Source organism: Streptomyces sp. NBC_01257, assembly GCF_035917255.1.
Taxonomy (GTDB): Bacteria; Actinomycetota; Actinomycetes; order Streptomycetales; family Streptomycetaceae; genus Streptomyces.
This window is the reverse complement of record NZ_CP108472.1, coordinates 3428390-3449122: the sequence shown is the minus strand read 5'-3', so window position 1 is coordinate 3449122 and position 20733 is coordinate 3428390. Positions and strand designations below refer to the sequence as shown.

Here is a 20733-nt window from a genome sequence, read left to right as displayed (position 1 = left end):
GGATCAGGCCGCCAGGCCCAAGTTGCTGAGACCCTTGGTGATGCCGGAGACCAGGTCCTCGCCGACGTCGGTGATCTTGCCGACGACGGGCTTCACGAGGCCGCCGCCGAGCGCCTTGTCGGCGGCGCCGACCCACTTGTAGGCGCCGAAGGAGACCAGGCTCAGGCCGGTTCCGACGGCGGACTCCCAGAAGGCGCCGCTGGTGAAGCCGTGCTCGATGCCCGTGAAGAGGGTGCCCAGGGCGCCCGCGCCCGCGGAGACGCCGGCGAAGAAGCCGGCCGCCGCGAGGGCCGGCGGGAAGACGAAGGCGGCGAGGGCGCAGCCGGCGGCCAGGAATCCGGCGCCGACGCTGATCATGTTGGCGGCGTCGGCGTAGAACTGGGCGTCGTTCCACCACTCGTCGGAGTCGCCGCCCGCGGTGCCGTTGGGGTTGACCTGGTTGTTCTTGTCGTTGTCGGCCGGGTTCTGGTGCTTGTTGCGCTGTTCCTCGGCCGCGAGGGCGGCCGCCTTGGCCCTGGCGATGACCTCGGCCCGCTTCTTGTCGGCGACGATCTGCTTGGCCTGGGAGTACGCGGCGGCGGCGGCCTTCGCGTCGGCGCCGGCCGCGAGCTCGGAGGCGCGGGCGGCGGCGGCCGACCGCTGGGCCTCGGCGGAGGAGGCGAGGGCGGCGCGTGCCGAGTCGACGGCCTTGTTCGCCGAGTAGTTGGCGGAGCGCGCTGCGCCGTGGGCGGTGGCGGCGGCGTTCTTCGCCGTGGTGGCGGAGGACTGGGCGTCGGCGGCCGACTTGTCGGCGGCGTTCGCGTTGTCCCGCGCCTCCTGGGCGTAGTCGTCGGCCTTGGCGGCGGAGTCGAGGGCCTTCTGCGCCCACTCCTGGGCCTCGTCGGCGGCGTTACGGGCGTCGGCGGCGGCCTTCGAGGCGAGGGCCGCGTCCTCCTGCGCCTTCTCCGCGATCTTCGCGGCCGCGGCGATGGCTCCGCGGACCGCGGCGACGTGGGTGGCGGTGTCGTGGTCGAGCTGCGCCGTGCGGTACTGGATCACGGTGATGAAGTTGCGCAGCATCCAGGCCGGGCCCTCCAGCGCGACCTCGCCGTAGGCCTTGGTGAACGCGCCTCCGGTGGCGATGAGTTCGTTGGTGCGGACCCCGTCGTCCTCCTTGACCGCTATGGGGTAGGCGGTGTCGAAGAAGTAGTTGAGGGACTCGGTGGTGTTGTCCTCCAGTGCGTCGTTGGCGGCCTTCGTGACGGCCTTGCCCGCGCCCTCACCGAGGATCTTGTTGATCGCGACGCTCAGTTCCTCGTCCGAGGCGCGCTTCATGCCGCTGGTGAGGAAGTCCCCGACGGCGAGCGAGTCGTTGCTCTCCAGCGCGGCCGCGGCGGCCGCGGCGACCATGGGTGCGCCGATCGTCGCCACGTGGAGGGTGGTCTCGCGGTCGTCCTGCCCCTGGGCGAGGGCCCGGTCGAGGTCGATCCAGGCGAAGACGTCGTCATCGGAACCGGCGAGGGCGTGCTGGGCCGCCTGGCGGGTGTAGGCGCCGCGGGCGTCGATCAGGGCGATCGCCGCCTGCCGGCCCAGGGTCGCGGCGAGTGTCATGTCGCCGGAGTACAGGGCCGTTTCGGCGTTGGCTATGACGTCCTTGGTCTCCTGGCTGGTGCGCTCCGCCATGAGCCGCTTGTCGCGGACGTCGGACAGCTCGTTCTGCTCGATGGCGGCGAGCTGCTGAGCCTCCTCGATGGCCTGCTGCTTGTCCTGCAGCAGGGTCTGGGCCTCGGCGGCGCGGGCGTTCTTCTCCACTTCCAGGGCGTCGGTGATGGCCTTGGTGGCGACGTTGGCGGCCTTCACGGCCTCCGCGGCGTGGGCGGTCGACTTGTTGGCGTAGTCGATGGCCTTGCCCGCGTTGAGGACGGCCTCGTCGGCGGCGGCTGCCGCCTTCTCGGCGTGGTCGGCGGCGGAGTTGGCGGCGACGGACGCGGCGCGGGCCGCGGCCGCGGCGGTGGTCGCCAGGGCCTGGGCGGTGGAGGCAGCGTTGCTGGCGCGGTTGGCGGCGCTGGTGGCGATGGCGGCCTGGCGCTTGGCCTCGTCGGCCTCCGCCTTGGAGGCACCGGCCGCGACGGCGGCCTGGGCGGCGGCGGTGGCGGCGGCGGCCGAGTTGCGCGCGGCGGAGGCGGCGGAGTTGCCGGCCGCCTTGCACGCGTCGCCGGCGAGGGCGGCCTTCAGGGCGGCGGCGGCAGCCGAACGGGCCTTGCCTGCGGCGTTCTTGGCGGCGACGGCAGCGTTCTTGGCGGCCGCCGTCTTACCGGCGTCCTTGGAGGCGGCGATCGCGGCGTTGTAGGCGCGGGACGCGGCGCTGCCGGCCTTCGAGGCGGCCTGTGCGGCGCCGACGGCTGCCCAGGAGGCGCGGCGGGACGCCTGCACCGCGGCGTTGGAGGCGTTGATCGCGTTGCGTGCGGCGTCCGCCGCACCCTTCGCCGCGCTCGCCGCCTTGCGGGCCGCGGCTGCCGATTTCCGCACATCGCTCTGGGCGGCGGAGGCCTCGGCGGCGGCCTTCTCCGCGGCTTCCTTGGCCTTCGCGGCGGCGGTCTCTGCGCGGGCCCCCGCCTCCACGGCCAGGTTGGTCTCGCGCTCGGCGCGCTTGCCCTCGCGCTCGACGACGGCCACCAGTTCCTCGATGGTCGCCGACTCCTGGTCGCGGGCGCGCGCGATGTGCTGGCCGGTCTCCATGAACCACTCGGCATCGGCCGCGGTGCCGCTGAGCGCGCGGTCCGCGTACTTCTGCACCTCCGGACCACTGTTCACCATCATGGCGCTGACCTGGACCAGGGTGTCCTCCAGGCGCGCGTCGTACTGCTGGTCGGCGAGGAACGCGGTGAGTTGCGACGCGGTGCCGGCAGTCAGGGCGGCGTTGGCCTCGCGCACCACCGCCTTGCCGCCGGTGGCCGCGACGATGCTGGTGGCGACCTGCAGGTCCTCGACGATGGCGGGGCCGAAGCCGTCCTTGAGGAAGGCGGCTATCGCGGTGTCGCCGTTGTCCAGGGCGGCGACGGCCTCCCGGCGCAGACCCTTGCCCGCACGGTCCAGGCTGCGGACGATCGCGACCCGGTTGTCCTCCACGGTCTGCTTCGGCAGCGTCTCGGCGAGGAAGGTCTGGATGCCGGCGTCGCTCCCGTAGAGGGCCTCGACGGCGGCGGCCTTGACGCTCTTGCCGCCGGTCAGCCACGCGTTGACGACCCTGGCGCGGTCGGTGTCGGGCAGCGGCACCGGCTCGGGCGTGGTGCCTTCGGCGGCGGTGGCGGTGGCCGGTATCAGGATCGAAGGGGTGGCCGCGACGGCGGTCACGGCGGCGAGCGCGCCGAGCACGCGGCGTCTGCTCCAAAATGTCGTCTGCATAGGGGAATTCCTCGCAAAGGCGGTGGAGTGAGGCCCCTCGCAATCTTGCGGGCAGGGCTCGCCACGGAATGCGGCGGGGGCAGTCACTGGATTCCGGTGACCCTATCAACGCGCGGCCATAAAAGCCGAGTTGCTTATTCAGGCAAGGCAACTGGGCCCTCATGGAGGCATTTACGTGACGGTATCTGGATAAGTCAGCGCGATTGCGGCGCGAATGTTTACGTGTCCCTCACAACTACCGATACAACCTTTTCAAATGATGGCGAAGGTCACACTGTGTGCGCGAGCATTGCCCGTTTTTGAGTGGAACGCGATTTTGGACTGAACCTTCTCTCCGTGTTGGCATGACGGGGTCACCTCAGTGACGCATCGTCATGACCCTTTGCCACGAGGTCGGGCGAGCCGTCCCGAGGCGAATTGAATGAGCAGCCCTCGGATGCGGGGCCTGTTTCGTATGCCTGTGATCCCGTTTTTCGAACTGAGGAATGCAATGAGGAGACACGGAACAATGACCATGCGGCAGCGGAGAAATCGGCTCGCGGTAAGGATTCTCGGCACCGCGGCGGCCGGCGCTCTCGCGATCCTCGCGATGACCACCGGCGTCCTTGGGTCGCCCGCCCAGGAGTCGCCCTCCAAGCTGGTCGCGGACGGAGCCCCGGGCTACGCCGTCGAGGACTACGACTACCCGCAGGCCGACAAGATCCTGGCGGAGAAGAACATCGTCCTGAAGCGCGGCGACGGTCACATCACGCTCGCCGACTGTGTGGCCGGCACCGGACAGCTCGAGCTCCTGGCCCGCCACAACGGCGCCAGGATCTGCTTCAAGGTCGTCGGCAACGAGGGCTGGCTGAGCCTGGAGATCCCCGCCGTCTACTCGTTCAAGGGCAACGACTACTCCACCACCGTCGACATGACCGTCGGTGACGAGGAGAAGAGCTTCGACATCATCAAGAACACCTTCACCCCGGTGGGCGAGTCCGTGGACGACGAAGGCCGGGAGCACATGCTCGTCGAGATCCGGACGGCCAAGTAGCCGCGCTCAGGGTCCCGCAACAGCCCTGTTCAGCACCGCAGATCCCTCGTCCACGTTCAGCAAGGAACCCTGAAACCCATGCGCCTTACCAGACGCTCCCGCGTCCTCGCCGCGGCCGCCTCCCTCGTGGCCGCGCCGCTCGCGCTCTGCGCCGTACCCGCCGCCGCCGTCACCGGACCTGCCTCCGAGGCCTCCGACACCACCCACGCCTACACCGCGCAGATCGTCGTCGGCACGAACGACCGTGGCTGCTCCGGTGTCCTGGTCGACTCCGAATGGCTTCTCACCGCCGCGAGCTGCTTCGCCGCCGACCCGGCGCAGAGCCTCTCCGTGACCCCCGGGGTCCCGGCGTCGAACGTGACCGCGACGATCGGCCGCACCGACCTCACCTCCACCTCCGGTGCCCAGCGCAAGATCGTCGAACTGGTGCCGCGTGCCGACCGTGACGTCGTCCTGGCCCGGCTCGACCGGCCCGTCACCGACGTCGCCCCGGCCCCCCTGGCGACCACCGCCCCGGCTGCGGGCGAGGAGCTGAAGTTCGCGGGATACGGCCGCAGCAAGGACGAGTGGGCGCCGCTGAAGCTGCACACCGGCACCTACACCGTGGACTCGGCCGCCGCCACCACGGCGGCCGTCACCGGCAAGGACGCCGCCGCGTGCATGGGCGACTCCGGCGGCCCGGTTCTCCGGGGTACCGGCGCCGCGGCCCAGCTGGTGGCCCTGAACAGCCAGTCCTTCCAGGGCGGCTGCTTCGGCACCGACGAGACCCAGACCAGCACCGCGGGCGTCACCGCCCGGGTCGACGACCTGAAGTCCTGGATCGACTCCAAGGTCGGCGCCCCCGCGATCACCGACTTCAACGGGGACGGCGTCGAGGACATCGCCGTCGCCGACGCCAAGGCGACCGTGGGCGGCAAGGCCGGAGCCGGCCTCGTCCGGATGGTGTACGGCGGCGGCAAGGGCATCGCCCAGATCGACCAGGACCTGGACTGGGTGGGCGGCGCGGCCGAGGCGAACGACGGCTTCGGCGAGACCCTGGCCACCGTCGACTACAACCAGGACGGTTACACCGACCTGGTGGTCGGGTCCCCGGGCGAAGCGCTGAACGGCGCCGCGAACGCGGGCATGGTCGACATACTCTTCGGCGGCCCCAGCGGCCTGGGCACCGGCGCGGTGAAGCACAAGGGCCTCGAACAGGGTGCGGGCACCGGCGCGATCTCCGTCTCGACCTCCGAGGCCGGCGACAGCATGGGCAAGGCCCTCGCGGCCGGCACCACGGCCGAGGGCCGTCCGTGGATCCTCATCGGTCTGCCGGGCGAGTCCGTCGGCCCTTCGGCATCGGGGGTGCGGAGCGAGTCCGTCGGCAGCGGGGCCGCGGCCGGAATGGCCTTCTACGTCTACGGCGACACCAGCCGCTCCCTCCACCAGGACCTGCCCGTCGCAGTGCCCGGAGCGCCCGAGGCGGGCGACCGGTTCGGCGCCGCCGTCGCCGGTGACGGGAACTACTTCGCCATCGGCGCACCCGGCGAGGACCTCGACGCCAGTGCCGACGCCGGCCAGGTCGCCCTGTTCAGCCACACGCTGGACGCGGACGGCCGGCCCACCAGCATCGGCGGCGTCGTCCAGGGAAGCGGCGGGGTGACCGGAGCCGCCGAGACGGGCGACGAGTTCGGCGCCGCCCTGGCCATGACCGCGTACCGCGCCTCCGCCTCCGCAGGCGCCAACACCTCGATGCTGGCCATCGGTTCGCCGGGCGAGACCACCACGGTCGCCGGCGCCGCGAAGGCGGGCGCCGGACGAGCGGTCCTGGTGCGTATCAACGCCGACAGCACCTGGACCTACCTGCGCGAACTGCGTCAGGGCGAAGCGGACGACACGGTCTCGGGTACCTCGGAGGCCGGCGACCGGATGGGCGAGAGCCTGACCGCGATCAACACCGCGCCGCGCGCGGTGGCCACCACCTCCACCCTGCTGGTCGCCGTCGGAACCCCGGGCGAGGCCATCGGCACGGAGACCCAGTCCGGTGCGATCCACACCTTCTCGATGCTGGGCTCGGCCGGTGACAACGACCTGTGGATCGAGGCCGGAGACGGCGACGGCATACCCGGCACCTCCAAGGCGGGCCAGCGTCTGGGCGAGAGCATCCACTTCACCGGCACCCACCTCTACGCCGGTCTGCCCTACGGACCCAGCACCTACGGTTCGCTGTACGCCCTGCCGATCGGCAACGTCATCCCCGGCGGCACCGACGGCGCGGTGACCACGTACCAGCCCGGCACCGGCGGCCTGCCCGCAGCCGGCGACGAGTTCGGCCACGCCGCGCGCTAGGCGAGGCCCTCTGACGGCCCGGGCCGGTCCACGACGCGAGTCCTGGCGGCCCGGGCCTGCCACGAAGTGAGGCACTGACCGTACGGTCCGCCCCCGACCCCGGGGGCGGACCGCAGTCGTTCCGGGGTCCACGCCCCCTCAGATGTGAAGGTCGTCCGGAAAGCAGTCCGAGCGCAGCTCCACGGGCAGATGCCCGGTGTCGTTGTAGAGGAGTACGGCGGCGGGCCGGCCGGGCTCGTACCGGATCACGGTCAGTGCGGCGTTGGCGTGGTAGAGGCCCATCCACCGCCATTTCGGAGCGTCGAGGGCATCCCGGAGGAGCCAGCCGGTGAGGAAGTTGTGGGTGACGAGCAGTTCATGGCGCGGCGCATCCCCGTCCACCGCCCCCGTGAACCGGACGAGCGCCTCCCGGGCCAGCTCCGGCCCCTGTTCGCGCTCCTGGGCCGGGAACTGGGCCAGGCGGGCGACCATGGCGTCGGCCGACTCCGGAGGCAGCTCGGCCCGTTGGGGCAGGTACGGAAGGTAGTCCCCGGCGGGTGCGGACACCTGAAGGGGAACGCCGTCGAGCTGCTCACCGATCAGCTGAGCGGTCTGCGCGGCCCGGGGAAGGGGACCGTGGTGGATGGCCGAGAGCGGGCAGCCCCGGAGCCGCTGCCCCAGCAGAGCCGCTTGTCGTCGGCCGCTCTCCGTCAGCTCACTCTCGTCCGGTGAGGCCTCACCGTGTCGCGTGAGATAGAGGTAGCGGGTGGCTGTTCCGGTCATGGAGGCGAGATCCTCTGGAAGCGTGTCGGTGATCGTACGAGTCCCTGGACGGACGCCGCCGGCTGCCCGCGTGGTTCCGGCCGCGGGCGGGGAAGCCGCGCAGGTTCCGGGGGCCCGGGGACCTCGCCCGGCAGGCCCTTGACGTTGCCCCCGGGGGCAGGGTTTACGTTCGTCGCACGATGAGGATCAGTGAGGTCGCGCGGCGCGCGGGTGTGACGACGAAGACGGTTCGCTACTACGAGTCGCTGGGCCTGATCGCGCCTGCCCGGCTCGCCAACGGCTACCGGGACTACTCCGAGCACGATGCCAGGCTGGTGCGGGAGGCCCGGGAGCTGAACCGCCTGGGGATTCCGGTCGAGCGAACCCGTCCGTTCCTGGAATGCCTGGCCGGCGGCCGGGAGCACGTGGACGACTGCCCGTCCTCGCTGGCCGGCTACCGCGAGGCCATCGACGACCTGACCGAGCGGATCGAGGAACTCACCGCCCGCCGTTCCGTACTGGCCCGTCACCTCCACGAGGCGGCCCATCGCAACAGCCGAACCGGGGGAGCGGACACGGAAGGGGACAGCGCGAGCGACCCCACCGACGGACCGGACACCGAAGAGAACAAGAAGGCAGTCGGCCCCGCCGACGGACCGGACACCGAAGGGACCACCGCGATCGACGCGAACGCACATCTGATCCGACTCCCCGCGGACCTGCCGGTCCCCGAGGACGACGGGGCGGCCGCGCACCTCCAGGGCCGGGCCGTACCGGAGACCGAGCTGCCCGACACCACAGGCGGCACCGTCGCGCTGCACGCGCTGGGCGAGGGCCGGTCGGTCATCTACTGCTACCCACTCACCGGACGCCCCGACACAGACCTCCCCGAGGGCTGGAACAGCATCCCCGGAGCACGGGGATGCACCAGCGAGGCCTGCGACTTCCGGGACCACCACGACGACCTCGTGGCCGCCGGCGCGACCCGTGTCTACGGCCTGTCCAGCCAGGGAACGGCCTACCAGCAGGAGGTGGTGGACCGGCTGCGCCTCCCGTTCCCGATGCTCTCCGACACCGCGTTCCGCCTGTCCACGACGCTGGGCCTGCCCACGTTCGAGGCGGGCGGGGTGCCCCTGTACAAGCGCATCACGCTCGTCGTACGCGACGGCGTCATCGAGCACGTCTTCTATCCGGTCTTCCCGCCGGACGAGCACGCGCGGCAGGTACTCCGATGGCTCCGGGACAACCCCGCCTGACCGGAGGGGAGTTCCCGGCCGCACCCTGGTTGCCTTGGCCGGGGGAGACGCAGCGACACTCGTCGAACCTGGACCTGGAGCAACCGTAGGGAGGATCCGAAGCCGTGGACGTGTACGAGGCCGTGGACAGCCGCAGAGCCGTGCGGGCGTTCAGCGATGAACCGGTGTCCAGGGAGGCGCTGGAACGAGTGCTGACCGCGGCAACGCGGTCCCCGTCGAGCGGGAACCTCCAGCCGTGGCGGATGTACGTCGTGGCCGGTGAGCCCCTGGCCGAGCTGAAGAGGCGCGCGACGGCCCGGGCGGTGGCGGGTGACCAGGGTGACGACCGGGAGTATCCGATGTACCCGGCCGAACTGAAGCCTCCGTACGCGGACCGGTTCTCCGCCGCGGCCGCCCAGCGGTACGAGGCTCTGGGAATCGAGCGCGACGACCCCGGCAGACCCCGGCGGATCGCCACCTTGAACGCGCAGGCATTCGGGGCGCCGGTCGTCCTGTTCTGCTACGTCGACGAGTCGATGGGCCCCGGGCAGTGGGCCGACGCGGGGATGTACGTACAGACGGTCATGCTGCTGTTGAGGGCGGAAGGCCTGCACAGCTGCCCCCAGGTGATGTGGACCATGTACCGCAGGACCGTCGGCGAGACGGTCGGAGCCGACGACGGCCTCGTGCTGTTCTGCGGTGTCTCCGTGGGATTCGAGAAGGAGGACGTGCCACGGCTGCGTACCGGGCGGGCGGACATGACGGAGACGGTGAGCTTCATCGGCATGTGACCGCCGGGCATCTCCGCAGTCGCATGCTGGGCGGCGCACCGGCGGCCGTCGGTGCGGTGAGCGATCCGCGGATTGCGCGCGCGCCTCGCCTCAGTAGTGCCACCGGTTCGCACTGGCCTGATAGCCGCAGGTGATCTTTCGCCCGGCGGCGTCCGTGGTCGTCGCCCCGACATCGGCCTTCCGGCAGAACTGCCCGGCGTGGTAGCAGTTACCGGCGTTGGACCGGATGCTGCACACCTGCGTACTGCCGGAGCCACCACCCGCCGAGGTACCCCCACCCGAGCCGGACCCACCGCTGCTGCCGCCACTGCTGCCGCTGCCGCCGGACGAGGACGACCCGCCGCTGCTGCCGGACGTACCGCTGGAAGAGGAGCGCGGCGGGTGCGCGCACGACTCGTTGACGCCCACGATCTTGAAGGCGAGCCTGGTGGTGGTGCTGTAGCTGCCGGAGGACGGGCTCTGCGAGCACACCTTCCAGTTCGATGTGCTCACCACGGAACGCCGAAGCTCGCTCGCGTCCGTGTACGAAACGGACTTGACGTGGTGTCCGCGGGCGTCGGCCACGGCCTTCCGGAGGTTCCACCCGGTGTAGTTGCCGACCGCCTCCAGAACGACCGGCTTCTTCGAGGGCGTCGCGGAGGGGGACGTCGAGGCGGTGGCGGGCGGGGACGTGGAGACCGTGGCCGAGGGGGAGGCCGAAGCCGTGGCGGACGGCACCGTCGATGTGCTCGCCGAAGCCGCGGCCGAAGCGGCGTCCTGGTCCCCGGCGGAGCACGCCGAGATGCCGACGGAGAGGGCCATGAGCCCGACCACCAGGGCTCCGTAGGCCCGTCGGGGCTTCTTCCTTCCCCACTTCATGCCCTGGGCACCGCTGGATATCGAAGACCTCGGTGCATCCCGAAGAGACATGCCGCCCCCTGCTTCTTGTTCTCGATCGTTGCTGCCGCCCCACGACTGCGCCTGCTGCGCCGCGTCGTGTCGTGTCGTGGATGCGCGCCGACGCCCGAGGTGAGAGTCACCAGGAGCGCCAGGACGGTGAGATCTTAAGACTTTGTGAGGATGGTGTGTAGCTGGTATCGATATTTCGTGATGATGCGCCGGTTTCTCTGGTACGGGCGCTCGCGCGACGGCCGGCATGGTGCCCCGGTGTGCGGGCTCTCCGTTCCGTGACCGAACCGGTCGTCATTCGTGCTCCCCACGAGAGACGCACCTGTGCAGGCTGGTGCGGGGGGTTCTCATGCGCAGACTGCTCGGTCTTCTGATGCTTCTACCGCTGCTCACCGGCTGCTTCGCGCCGTCGCCGCCGCGCATCGGGGCGGACCAGGATCCCGAGGCCGCGTTCCGGGTGCCGCTGCCCGTACCGACGGATGCCTCGGGCGGTTGGGCTCTGGTGAACCGCCGCATGGGGATCATCGGGCAGGGGACGGTGGCGGCGAGGTTCGACGAGGACGGGAAGGTTCTCTGGCGTACGACGCTGCCGGATCAGTTCGCGCTCACCGGCCGCCCGGGCGGAACACACGCGGTCGCCACCCCCACCGGAGGCCCGCTGACACTCGTGGGCGCGGCGGCGTCCGGCCGGATGCCCGGCATGGCAACACTCGACCCCGTCACCGGCCGCTTCACGAGACTGGCCGCGCCCCCGGCCCGCCCGCCGGGGCAACTCCGGCTCGTCACCGTCGCGTCGACACCGGGAACCATCCACCAGGCGGTGGCCGCCACGTGCCTGCCCGGGGCCGCCTGCACGCTGACCGCCTGGGACGCCACCACCGGCAGGATCCTGTGGAAGCACCGAACCCGCGGCCCGGCGGTCTTCGCCGCCCCCTGCAACCAGGAGGGGGCCGGGGCATGGGGAAGTGCGGACCTCGGCCGGAAATGCAGTCCGCTGGTCTTCGTCGCCGACGGCCGGCTCATGACGCTCCGGCGCGGTGAGGACCGGCTCCACGCCTGGCCCGTAGAACTGCCCCGAGGCGACATCGCCCAGGTGATCCCCACCCTCTACCGCACCCTCGTACTGACCACCCCGCACGGCCCCGGCTGCCAGGCCCGGGCAGCGGCGTACGACGTCACGACCGAGTCCCCCGCCCCGGCCTGGCAGCACACCTTCACCTGGGACCAGCCCCAGGCGGCCGTCCGCGAAGGCTGCCGCAGGGACCCGTCGATCCCGCTCCTCATGAGCTACCGCCTGACCCTGCCGGATGCGGCGGGCGCCTTGATCGGGGACGAGTACCACGGCACGTTCCCGCTGCGCCTGAAGCCGGGCGAATACCCGGTCGCCCGCAGGAGCAGCATCCTCGCCTACCGCACGGACGGCACGTACCGCGACCCGAATCCCCATCCGGGTCCCGATCCCACCTCGTCGGACACCTCCCTACGCCGCCCCGCCGAACTCACCGCCACCGCACAGGACGTGGGCCAGGGCGCCTGGTACGTCCCCGGGAGGGGCCGGCGGGGCGAGATCATCGCCGTCGACGTCTACGGCAGGACCGCCTGGCGACGAACGACGAGTGGGCCGCCGTTCTTCCTCTCGGACAACCGGCTGGTGTACGCGCACGGTTCGAGCCTTGTGGGGGTGCGGGCGCCGGGGTGAGCGTGCGCGTCCTCATTCCTCAGGGAAGGCAGGGAGGTCATGGGGCTGCGGCTGCTCGGCAACGGCAGCCCTCAGTCAGCGAATCTCGCCTGCCCGTACCGATCCGACGAAGTCCGCCCAAGCTGCTGGGCCGACGTGGAATCGGCCGCCGCTCGGCCGCTTGCTGTCGCGCACAGATGCGCCGACGGAGGTGAAGGCCGCTTCAATGCATTCAGTCCCGCTGCCCCCGCTGTATGACGACTTGAACCACTGGGTGTCCTCGTGATCCATCACAGCTCCTCGCAAACCTGGTTCAGGAGCGCGGTAGAGGACTGGAGATCCAGCGCCTGCGCGCGCAAGTACTCGAACGCCAACTTATAGCGTTCGAGTTCCCGCGGCTTCTCCATGAACAGCCCGCCACCGATGATGTCCACGTAGACCACATCGAGTTCAGGTGCCGACCCACCCAGGATGACGAAGCTGCCCACGGCCGCTGCATGGGCCCCCGCTTCGAACGGCAGTATCTGCACCGTGATGTTGGGCTGGGCCGATGCTGCGATCAGGTGCTGCAACTGTTCACGCATGATGGATCGCCCCCCGACCATCCGTCGGATGACTGCTTCGTCGATCACTGCCCAGAGGTGTGGTGGCTCATCACGCGCGAGGAGCTCCTGACGCTTCATCCGGATGTCGACCATGTGATTGATCTCTTGGTCGGTACATCTCATCTCTGACGCTCGGTGAACTGCCTCGGCGTACGCGCGAGTTTGAAGTAGCCCTGGAACGTACATGCAGGCGTAGTGACCCTCACTCACCACCTCGTCTTCGAGGGTGAGCATGAGGTTCATGGATTCGGGGATTGGGTCGGCCAGCGACCGCCACCAGCCTTGGATGCGAGCTCCTTTGGCCAGATCGACCAGCGATTCTCGTTCCTGGTCAGACGCTCCGTACTCCCGGCAAAGAGCGTCCACGGCAGGCCACTTGACCGTTCCTTCCTTCGTCTCGTATCGACTCAGCGTGGCCTTGGAGATACCCACGCGGGCACCCGCCTCCTCCAAGGTGAGGCCCTTTGCGTCACGGAGGCGGCGCAAGTCTGCTCCCAGCTGACGCCTGCGGGTAGTCGGTCCAACTGGCATGTCTTCGGCCCTTCAAGTCGGTCTCCGAGAGGGTGCACGGCGCCGAGCCGTGCGAGCAAGGTGGCGCACGACGGGGGCGCGCGTCGAGGGTGTGCACTCCCGAAAGGTCGCGGTGAGAGTTCCATTTTGAGAGTTCCACTGTCACCTTATGAGACGAGGCGGGAGCACGTAGTGACCGCCAAGGCTTGGGAAGGGTGATGGGTATGACTGGGTGCCGATTTGGTGTCGAGCGGAAGCGGTGGGAGCTTCCGTTCTTGGCGGAGGAGTGCGAGCTTGCTGGCCTGCGTCGGGTGGTGCGGCTTCAGCTGGGGCTCTGGGGGCTCCCCTCGCTGGTTCACGCGGCTCAGATCTGCGTAACTGAGCTCACGAGCAACGTGATCAAGCACGTGGGTGTGGGGGTGTCGGCCTGTCTGGCGGTGAGTATGAACGGCAGCCACTTGCGTATTGAGGTGAGCGACCCCGACGGGCATCGGCTTCCGACGCTCGTCAGGCCTGCTGGCTTGGAGGAGTGGGGGCGCGGCATGGCCCTGGTGGATGGAGTGGCTGCCCGGTGGGGTGTGATCGTCCGTGGCGTTTCCAAGACCACTTGGTGTGAGCTAACCACTGATCTGCAATCGGCCGACGGTCATGTCGCGAGTGAACAGGTGGCAAAGGCGGAAGCGCTTTTGGGTCTCTGTGGGTTGGGGGAGCGCCTCGGGCGCTCGCAGCCGAGGCGGCTGAGCGTGAAGGAAGCCGCGGAGGCAGCCACCGGCCTGATCGCTGACCTTCTACTCTGGCTAAGGGCGCATGGCTTCGACGCTGACGAGGCGCTTGACCGTGCGCAACTCCTCTTCGAAGTCGAGTCGGAGGCGGAGGAGGTCGCGTGAGTCATCTGGCCCGTCAAGGCACGTGTTTAGGGCGCTGTTGCTACCCGAGCATGAAATAGACCCTGCGTGTCTGCGTCACCACCGCAGTCGGTGGGCGGACCGGTCGCAGGGGCTCTAGGTGCAGCTCTACCCTGCGGCGATTGCTGAGTACGTCCAGACGTCTGCTGTCATCTCGTGGTGCAGCTTCCATGTAATTGCCATGGGCTTACTCCCCTTGTGGGTGACGTAGTCGGCCGGTCCGAGCAGCATCCAGGGCTGGGGGCCTCCGATGTCCGTCTTCTTGTAGCGTCTGACGAAGAGGAGTACGTGAGTGTTCTTCTCTCGGTGCGTCTGATAGCGGAGGCCTGTTGGGGACGTTTCCGATGTCTGGTTTTGTGACTCCCAATGGAAATCGGACTCGTTCAGTGCGTAGTCTTTGTACCGGGTTTCGGGGGAGAAATCCTTCTCATCCTTCTCTAGGGTAATGAGAAGGGCATCTGTTTGGATTTCTTCGCACCACTTCACGCCTTCACGGAAGTGTCCGGGCATGAAGCCGTCCACAGTGGATTGCCCCAGTGCAGGAAGGATCTCCTCACGGCTGTATGAGGCGTGAACCGCCAAGGGCAGGTCGCTATGTGCGCCTAGTAGTGGGAGTGGCAGATGGGCGGCCAGGTCGAGGACGTGAGCCAGAACCTGTCGGACCTCGTCTCGGAATGCACGCTGAGTGCGCAGAGTATCGAAGCCCTCTTGATAACTTGTGAATTCTCCCCCCAACGGCCAGAGCGAGAAGAACAACATGCGGGCGTATGCCTGCTCCTGGCCGCTCAGTTGGTCGTACGGCGGTGCGTCATCGCTGAGCAACTTGGTGTACGCCGCGACGCGTGTCGGATCGTCGACGTGAAGAAACGCCGGTACCCGCTTCAGGAGCGCTGCCTCACCGCTGGGCGCCGTCGGTTCCAGGAGCTTGGCGCGGCGGAGAAGCCCTGTCCAAGAATTTCCATTGCCTCGGTAGAGCTCTTTGAGTTCTCGGCCGCTCTCCCTGAGGTAGTCCGCGAGCCGGGGCTCCGCGTAGGTAGCAACCTCGCGAGCGAGTTGAGTGACGTTGACGCCGATCTGGTTGCGGATGTTGTCGAGGATGAGGGCCTTGGCCTTCGTTTCAAGGATGATCTGGCAGCCAGAGGGCAGCTGCGGGAAGTCATCCTCGATGTTGGTGAGGAGTCGGTTACGTGTCAGGTTGGTCAGGGCGCGGAACTGCTCCTCGAATCGGAACTCCTTGCGGTGTTGGCCGATGAAGTCGAGGACGGTGAGCACTGCCTTGCTGTCGGTACGGCGAAGGCCACGTCCCAGTTGCTGAAGAAAGACAGTGGCACTTGAGGTGGGTCTCAGAAGGAGGAGGGTGTCGACATCGGGGATGTCGAGTCCTTCGTTCAACAGGTCGACGGAGAAGATGACTTGGAGCGTTCCAGAGCGGAGATCGTCGAGACCTGCCTTGCGCTCCGGCTTCGGTGTCTCGCCTGAGAGTGCGACGGCGTTAAGGCCAGCGCGTCTGAAGTAGTCGGCCATGAACTGAGCGTGTGTCACCGAGACGCAGAAGCCCAGTGCTCGCATTGTTCCGGGGTCGGTGACCTTGTCCTGAACAGCTTTGACGACGAGCCTGGCCCGGGCATCGTTACCTGTGAAGAGGTTGCTGAGAGCACTCGTGTCGTATGCCCCTCGCTTCCAGGCGAGGGGGCGCAGGTCAGTGTTGTCGGTGACACCGAAGTAGTGGAACGGACTTAGCAGCTCGTTCTCAAGGGCCTCCCAGAGCCGCATTTCGGCTGCGATTCGGCCGTCAAAGAACTCATCCTGGATGTTCAGCCCATCCATACGTTCTGGCGTGGCAGTGAGACCCAGTAGTTCCTGCGGGGTGAAGTGCTCCACAAGCCGCCGGTAGGTCAACGAAGTGCCGTGATGGAACTCATCGATCACGATGACATCGAAGTGATCGGGAGCCAGGCGCTCCAGGGCGCGCACGTTGAGTGACTGAACGCTTGCGAAGACGTGGTTCCAGTCCTCGGGCACCTCACCGCCGAAGAAGAGCTCACCGAAGTTCGCATCGACCAGCACGTTCTGGTAAACACGCAAGGATTGTTCGAGGATCTCCTTCCGATGGGCCAGGAAGAGCAGACGTAGGTCCCGACCAAGCTTCTTTCTCAAGTGCTTGTAGTCCAGCGCCGCCATCACTGTCTTGCCCGTGCCCGTGGCGGCGACGAGTAGATTGTGATTCCGCTCGTGAACGGTGCGCTCGACCTCAAGGCGCTCCAGCATGTCGCGCTGGTGGGGGTATGGACGCACCTCCAGCCCGGAGAGCGTGATGACGTTGCGGCCTTGCTGGCCGGCCGGGCCGCCAGCGTGAGAGAGAGCCTCATCCAATCGTTGCGCGTCGCTGTCGGGGTCGTACGGCTCGAAGGAGCGCTCGCTCCAGTAGGCGTCGAAGGTCGCCTCGAACTTGCGCAGGACCGACGGGGTGGCGATCGACGAGAGCCGTACGTTCCATTCGAGACCATCGAGGAGCGCGGCCTTCGAGAGGTTGGAACTGCCGACGTACGCGGTGTCGAACCCACTGTCCCGGCGAAAGAGCCACGCCTTGGCGTGCAGGCGAGTCGAGCGAAGCTCGTAGTTCACCTTCACCTCGGCGCCGAATTCGCGAACGAGCCGGTCGAGCGCGCGACGCTCGGTGGCACCGATGTACGTGGTCGTGAGAACCCTGATGGGGACGCCGCGATCCCGGGCGGATGTCAGCGATTCTTCGAGCACTCGCAGGCCGTGCCACTTAACGAACGCGCAGAGTAGGTCCACACGGTCAGCTGTTGCCAGTTCCCTTCGAATCTCGAAGCCCAGGCTCGGATCTTCAGGGGAATTGGTGATGAGGGCAGTCTCTGAGAGAGGCGTAGCGGGCCGGATGGCGTAGACGCCTGGTGCTTCCTGTTCTGCGACGGCGAGAAGCTGTCGCGGCCCGTCGATGACCGCATCGGCCCACTCAGCAGCACCTTCAATGGTGTTGAGAGATTCAAGGATGTGATTGGCGGCCACGACTTGTTCCGCCGGTTTGAGGCCTTGAAGCACTTGCCGCACGGTGCTGGCGATGTGACGTGACAGAACATGTGGCGTCGACTCGATGCCCACAGTGCCGTCGATCGCGTGCCAACCAGCGGCGCTGAGCTGCTTCATCTGTTCTTCGAGGCGTCGGGTGATCAGAGTCTCGTACAGACCGGCGACGGGCGCCGCTCCCTCTGAAGCATGGCTGGCCATAGCCGAGTCCCCCTCGTCGCGACACTTATGTACGCAGTTGTATCAAGGGAGACTGACAGAACCTGAGCGCATGGGCAGGATCAGAACGTCCCCTACCCCCCGAACCACGCCCTGCACTCCGGCTGGTTCGGCCGGACCGTGAGCAGGATCGCCAGGATGAGCCAGATCAGGATCAGGACCGACAGGAACGCCCACAGGGCGACGGTGAAGGCCAGGGCCGTCCAGCCGTAGGCGATGGCCGAATTCCGCACGTTGGGGTGGCGGGTCGGGAACTTGAGGGCCGTCAGGATGCCCCATGCGGCGATCGCCAGAATGAGGATGCCCACGAAGACGACCGTGCCCGCGTGGTCCTCGCCCGTGGCCCGGCGGGCGTACGCGGAGGCGTCGTCCTCGCCCCAGAGGGACGTGGCGATGGCGACGCTGTTGGTCACCAGGGCCAGGCCGAGGATCGCCTGGAGTCCGCCGACGACCATCATGAGAACGCGCAGACTGCTGACCGGGGCGGGCATCTCGCTGCCGGTGGGAGGCGGCCCGCCTCCGAAGCCGGCGGGGCCGGGTGGGTGCGGCGGGCGGGGAGGGCCACCGGGGCCGGGGTTCCCGCGGGCCCAAGGGCGTTGCGGTGGAGGCTTTTTGCCCGGCGTGCCCGGGTCGTCCGTGCTCATGCGGTGGCCTTCCCCCGAAGTGGTCCACGCTTCAGGAGGCCATGGTCGGGGGAGGGCGTGCGTTGCGCCAGAGGTAAGTCGGCCACGCGCGGCCGCATCACGCGGGTGGGGATGTGGGTGACGGCGTTTCCGCCAGCTCCCGTACGTACCGGAGTCCCGGCTTCCCGTTCAGCGTCACTTCCTCGCCCGTCGGGACGAAGCCCGTGCGGGTCAGCACCGCGCGTGAGGCGGTGTTGGTGAGCGTGGCCGACGCGCGCACCGTCGTCAGGCCGTACATCCTCGCGCACGCCTTGAGGATCTGGCGGACCGACTCCGTGGCCCGGCCGCCACCTGTCGCCTTCTCGGCCAGGCGGAAGCCCAGTTCGGCCGATCCGTCCGCCACGTCCACCACGTTGAACCGGCCCAGCACCTCGCCGTCCTCCGCCACCAGCACGTGGAAGTGGCAGGCTCCCGTCTCCTGTTCGGCCAGGAGCGCCGCGTGGCGGGCGGCGAAGTGGGTGAAGTAGTCGTCGCCGCGGTCCGGTATCGACGCCGCGAAGAAGGCGCGGTTCTCCCGCTCGAACGCGAGGAGGGCCGGGGCGTGGTCGGGGCGCAGGCGTTGGAGCCGGATCTCGGGCATGGCGGCAGGGTATGCGGGCGGCGGGCCCGACGGCATCGGGAATTTCCGCCCGCGAGGCACCCCCGGGCCGCCCAGACGGGCGGGCCCCCGGGCCACCCCGTCAGGGCGGCCCAGGAGAGAGCCCGCCCAGAGCCCGCTCCGGCCCCTTACGTGCGAACAGCGAACAGCGAACAGCGAACAGCTACGCGCCCCCGTGGCAGTCCCGGTACGAACGACCCGAGCCGCACCAGCACGCCGCGCTCCTCGCCGGCGGCCACGGGACCGCGCGGCCGCGGGCCGCCAGGGTCGTCGCGTACTGGGGGAGCAGGTCCGGGTCGGATGGGGAGGCGGCCTCGGAGGCGGCGAAGGCCTCGTACGACGGGACCGTGCCGGTCACGATGCCGAGGTTCGGGGTGCCCGTCGCGTGGAGGTCGCGCAGGGCCGCCTCCAGGCGGGACAGGTGGTCGGCGTGGGAGGTGTACTCCGTGGCGAGGCCCGGGTACGCGGTGAGGAGTTCGCGCAGTTCGTTCTCCGGCCAGTGCAGCACCGCCACCGGGAACGGGCGGGACAGCGCCGTGCGGTACGTGCCCAGTTCCGCGCGGAGGCGGGTGATCTCGGCCCGCAGCTCGCCCGGGTCCGAGGAGCCGAGCGCCCACAGCCGCTTCGGGTCGTGCAGCTCGTCCAGCGGGACCGCCGCCGTGTGCAGGGTGTCGGCCAGCTCGTCCCAGGCGTCGTGCGTGACACCCATCAGCCGGCGGACGCGGTGCCGGCCGGTCAGCAGTGACTGTGTGGCGTACGGCACCTCCTCGCCCGGGGCGATGAGCAGGGTGAGGGCCGTCGAGAAGTAGTCGTGGGCCGCTTCGAGCTCGTCGTGGGCCTCCAGGGTCTCGGCCGCGATCTCCCAGGGGGCCGCCTCCAGCGGGCCGGCCGCGCGGATGCCGTCGATGATCGCGCGGGCCTCGGCCTCGTGGCCGTACTCCCACAGGTTGGCGGCGTTGAGCGCCTTCACCAGGTGGGGGTGCTCGGTGTCGGGGTCGCTGAGCAGGGAGTCGTAGAGCGTCGTGGCGCGGGCGCGGTCGCCGGCGAGTTCCAGATGGGCCGCCGCCTGGAGGAGCAGCGGTTCGTGGTCCTCGGGGTACTGCGCCGCGGTGCGCAGCAGGCGCTCGGCTTCGGTGGTGTGGTCGGCAGGCGTGTCGGGGCGCATGGACCACACGGTACTGCCGTCGGGGCGTTGCACGGAGGCCTGTTCCGGCCCTGGAGACTTACGGGGCTTGGCCCTATCGTGCGGGCCGTGCGTGAACGGATGCGTGAGCGGATACCGGTGGTCGTGCAGCGCGACCCGCGTCGGAGGCGGCTGGCCGCGCGCGGACTGTGGACGAGCGCCGAGCTGGTGGTGACCCTCGGCGTCGTCCTGCTGCTGCTCGTCGCCCACCAGCTGTGGTGGACCAACCGCCAGGCCCGCGCCGAAGCCGCCCACACCGTGCAGGACCTCCAGCGGGACTGGGGGGACCCGGAGGAAGGGGAGAGGACGGATACCGGGCCCGCGGTGCCGGATCCGTCGGACCCGGCGGGGGCGGATGCGTCCGGGGAGCCAGCGGACGACAGCCCCGCCGTGGGGGCGGGGGACCGTGACGCCGCCGCGTCCGCGCCCCGCCGGTCCCAGGCGTACGCCGTCATCCGGATCCCCCGCATCGGGCTGACCGCGCCCGTCGCCCAGGGCATCAGCAAGCGCGGCGTCCTCGACAAGGGGTACGCCGGCCACTACCCCGGTACCGCGCAGCCCGGCGGCTCCGGGAACTTCGCGCTCGCCGGGCACCGCAACACCCACGGCGAACCGTTCCGCTACATCAACCGGCTGCGCTCCGGCGACCGGATCACCGTCGAGACCCGGGACGCCGTCTACACGTACACCGTCGACAAGACCCTCGCCCGGACCCTGCCGGGCGACGGCGGGGTCGTCGCCGCCGTGCCGCGCAGCAATGTGAAGCCGTACGTGGGCTACCGGGCGGCCGGGTCCTATCTGACCCTGACGACTTGCACGCCGGAATTCACCTCCCGCTACCGGCTGGTGGTGTGGGGGAAGCTCACCGGCGTACGCGGGCGCTGACCGCAGGGGGGAGGTC

General features: G+C 69.2%; 16 protein-coding genes. 7 read left to right on the top strand and 9 right to left on the bottom strand.

Features of this window, described 5'->3' with window-relative positions:
* Nucleotides 1-3: 3 nt before the first annotated feature.
* A complete protein-coding gene (locus tag OG408_RS14600) occupies nucleotides 4-3384 on the bottom strand; it encodes an ALF repeat-containing protein (protein ID WP_285563719.1) in 3381 nt (1126 codons plus the stop codon).
* Nucleotides 3385-3892: 508 nt separating this feature from the next.
* Here OG408_RS14600 and OG408_RS14595 point away from each other — a divergent pair.
* Together OG408_RS14595 and OG408_RS14590 are read left to right on the top strand one after the other, a co-directional pair.
* The gene (locus tag OG408_RS14595) at nucleotides 3893-4417 is read left to right on the top strand and encodes a hypothetical protein (protein ID WP_285563718.1); all 525 of its coding nucleotides are present in this window, start codon (nucleotides 3893-3895) and stop codon (nucleotides 4415-4417) included.
* Nucleotides 4418-4495: 78 nt separating this feature from the next.
* Nucleotides 4496-6745: a trypsin-like serine protease gene (locus OG408_RS14590; RefSeq protein WP_285563717.1), complete on the top strand. Its 2250-nt coding sequence runs from the start codon at nucleotides 4496-4498 to the stop codon at nucleotides 6743-6745.
* Nucleotides 6746-6883: 138 nt separating this feature from the next.
* Here OG408_RS14590 and OG408_RS14585 read toward each other — a convergent pair whose 3' ends face one another.
* Complete coding sequence (locus OG408_RS14585) at nucleotides 6884-7507, bottom strand: histidine phosphatase family protein (protein WP_326670219.1); 624 nt, start codon at nucleotides 7505-7507, stop codon at nucleotides 6884-6886.
* A gap of 179 nt (nucleotides 7508-7686) precedes the next feature.
* Between OG408_RS14585 and OG408_RS14580 the strand changes: the two genes are divergently transcribed.
* Complete coding sequence (locus OG408_RS14580) at nucleotides 7687-8742, top strand: MerR family DNA-binding transcriptional regulator (RefSeq protein WP_326670218.1); 1056 nt, start codon at nucleotides 7687-7689, stop codon at nucleotides 8740-8742.
* Between the two features lie 104 nt (nucleotides 8743-8846).
* Nucleotides 8847-9512 carry a nitroreductase gene (locus OG408_RS14575; RefSeq protein ID WP_326670217.1) on the top strand — a complete coding sequence of 222 codons (666 nt, stop codon included), beginning with the start codon at nucleotides 8847-8849 and terminating at the stop codon, nucleotides 9510-9512.
* Nucleotides 9513-9602: 90 nt separating this feature from the next.
* On the opposite strand, the gene OG408_RS14570 is transcribed toward OG408_RS14575, so the two are convergent.
* A complete protein-coding gene (locus OG408_RS14570) occupies nucleotides 9603-10370 on the bottom strand; it encodes a hypothetical protein (RefSeq protein ID WP_326670215.1) in 768 nt (255 codons plus the stop codon).
* Nucleotides 10371-10749: 379 nt separating this feature from the next.
* On the opposite strand from OG408_RS14570, the gene OG408_RS14565 reads away from it, so the two are divergent.
* Nucleotides 10750-12099 (top strand): hypothetical protein, encoded by a 1350-nt coding sequence (locus OG408_RS14565; RefSeq protein WP_326670214.1) that lies wholly within the window; start codon nucleotides 10750-10752, stop codon nucleotides 12097-12099.
* Nucleotides 12100-12174: 75 nt separating this feature from the next.
* Here OG408_RS14565 and OG408_RS14560 read toward each other — a convergent pair whose 3' ends face one another.
* Both OG408_RS14560 and OG408_RS14555 read right to left on the bottom strand, forming a co-directional pair.
* Complete coding sequence (locus tag OG408_RS14560; protein WP_326670212.1) at nucleotides 12175-12369, bottom strand: DUF397 domain-containing protein; 195 nt, start codon at nucleotides 12367-12369, stop codon at nucleotides 12175-12177.
* A complete protein-coding gene (locus tag OG408_RS14555) occupies nucleotides 12369-13214 on the bottom strand; it encodes a helix-turn-helix domain-containing protein (RefSeq protein WP_326670211.1) in 846 nt (281 codons plus the stop codon). The genes OG408_RS14560 and OG408_RS14555 overlap by 1 nt, the downstream gene beginning before the upstream one ends.
* Nucleotides 13215-13588: 374 nt before the next feature.
* On the opposite strand from OG408_RS14555, the gene OG408_RS14550 reads away from it, so the two are divergent.
* Nucleotides 13589-14080, top strand: a complete 492-nt coding sequence (locus OG408_RS14550) for an ATP-binding protein (protein ID WP_326670210.1) — start codon at nucleotides 13589-13591, stop codon at nucleotides 14078-14080.
* Nucleotides 14081-14206: 126 nt separating this feature from the next.
* Here the strand turns inward: OG408_RS14550 and OG408_RS14545 are convergent, their stop codons facing one another.
* From OG408_RS14545 to OG408_RS14530, 4 genes are all read right to left on the bottom strand, one after another.
* The gene (locus OG408_RS14545) at nucleotides 14207-17350 is read right to left on the bottom strand and encodes a DUF3427 domain-containing protein (protein WP_326670208.1); all 3144 of its coding nucleotides are present in this window, start codon (nucleotides 17348-17350) and stop codon (nucleotides 14207-14209) included.
* A 92-nt stretch (nucleotides 17351-17442) separates the two neighbouring features.
* Nucleotides 17443-17859: a hypothetical protein gene (locus OG408_RS14540; protein WP_326670206.1), complete on the bottom strand. Its 417-nt coding sequence runs from the start codon at nucleotides 17857-17859 to the stop codon at nucleotides 17443-17445.
* A gap of 250 nt (nucleotides 17860-18109) precedes the next feature.
* A complete protein-coding gene (locus OG408_RS14535) occupies nucleotides 18110-18631 on the bottom strand; it encodes a GNAT family N-acetyltransferase (protein ID WP_285563697.1) in 522 nt (173 codons plus the stop codon).
* Between the two features lie 181 nt (nucleotides 18632-18812).
* Complete coding sequence (locus OG408_RS14530; protein WP_266779188.1) at nucleotides 18813-19814, bottom strand: SEC-C domain-containing protein; 1002 nt, start codon at nucleotides 19812-19814, stop codon at nucleotides 18813-18815.
* Between the two features lie 99 nt (nucleotides 19815-19913).
* Between OG408_RS14530 and OG408_RS14525 the strand changes: the two genes are divergently transcribed.
* On the top strand, nucleotides 19914-20717 hold the full coding sequence (locus tag OG408_RS14525) for a class E sortase (RefSeq protein ID WP_326674538.1): 804 nt from the start codon (nucleotides 19914-19916) through the stop codon (nucleotides 20715-20717).
* Nucleotides 20718-20733: the final 16 nt, after the last annotated feature.

Excerpts from the sequence above, each read along its gene's own strand:
- OG408_RS14600 (WP_285563719.1), bottom strand. The coding sequence starts at position 3,384 with ATGCAGACGACATTTTGGAGCAGACGCCGCGTGCTCGGCGCGCTCGCC.
- OG408_RS14595 (WP_285563718.1), top strand. The coding sequence starts at position 3,893 with ATGACCATGCGGCAGCGGAGAAATCGGCTCGCGGTAAGGATTCTCGGC.
- OG408_RS14590 (WP_285563717.1), top strand. The coding sequence starts at position 4,496 with ATGCGCCTTACCAGACGCTCCCGCGTCCTCGCCGCGGCCGCCTCCCTC.
- OG408_RS14585 (WP_326670219.1), bottom strand. The coding sequence starts at position 7,507 with ATGACCGGAACAGCCACCCGCTACCTCTATCTCACGCGACACGGTGAG.
- OG408_RS14580 (WP_326670218.1), top strand. The coding sequence starts at position 7,687 with ATGAGGATCAGTGAGGTCGCGCGGCGCGCGGGTGTGACGACGAAGACG.
- OG408_RS14570 (WP_326670215.1), bottom strand. The coding sequence starts at position 10,370 with ATGAAGTGGGGAAGGAAGAAGCCCCGACGGGCCTACGGAGCCCTGGTG.
- OG408_RS14565 (WP_326670214.1), top strand. The coding sequence starts at position 10,750 with ATGCGCAGACTGCTCGGTCTTCTGATGCTTCTACCGCTGCTCACCGGC.
- OG408_RS14560 (WP_326670212.1), bottom strand. The coding sequence starts at position 12,369 with ATGGATCACGAGGACACCCAGTGGTTCAAGTCGTCATACAGCGGGGGC.
- OG408_RS14555 (WP_326670211.1), bottom strand. The coding sequence starts at position 13,214 with ATGCCAGTTGGACCGACTACCCGCAGGCGTCAGCTGGGAGCAGACTTG.
- OG408_RS14545 (WP_326670208.1), bottom strand. The coding sequence starts at position 17,350 with ATGGCCAGCCATGCTTCAGAGGGAGCGGCGCCCGTCGCCGGTCTGTAC.
- OG408_RS14540 (WP_326670206.1), bottom strand. The coding sequence starts at position 17,859 with ATGCCCGCCCCGGTCAGCAGTCTGCGCGTTCTCATGATGGTCGTCGGC.
- OG408_RS14535 (WP_285563697.1), bottom strand. The coding sequence starts at position 18,631 with ATGCCCGAGATCCGGCTCCAACGCCTGCGCCCCGACCACGCCCCGGCC.
- OG408_RS14530 (WP_266779188.1), bottom strand. The coding sequence starts at position 19,814 with ATGCGCCCCGACACGCCTGCCGACCACACCACCGAAGCCGAGCGCCTG.
- OG408_RS14525 (WP_326674538.1), top strand. The coding sequence starts at position 19,914 with ATGCGTGAGCGGATACCGGTGGTCGTGCAGCGCGACCCGCGTCGGAGG.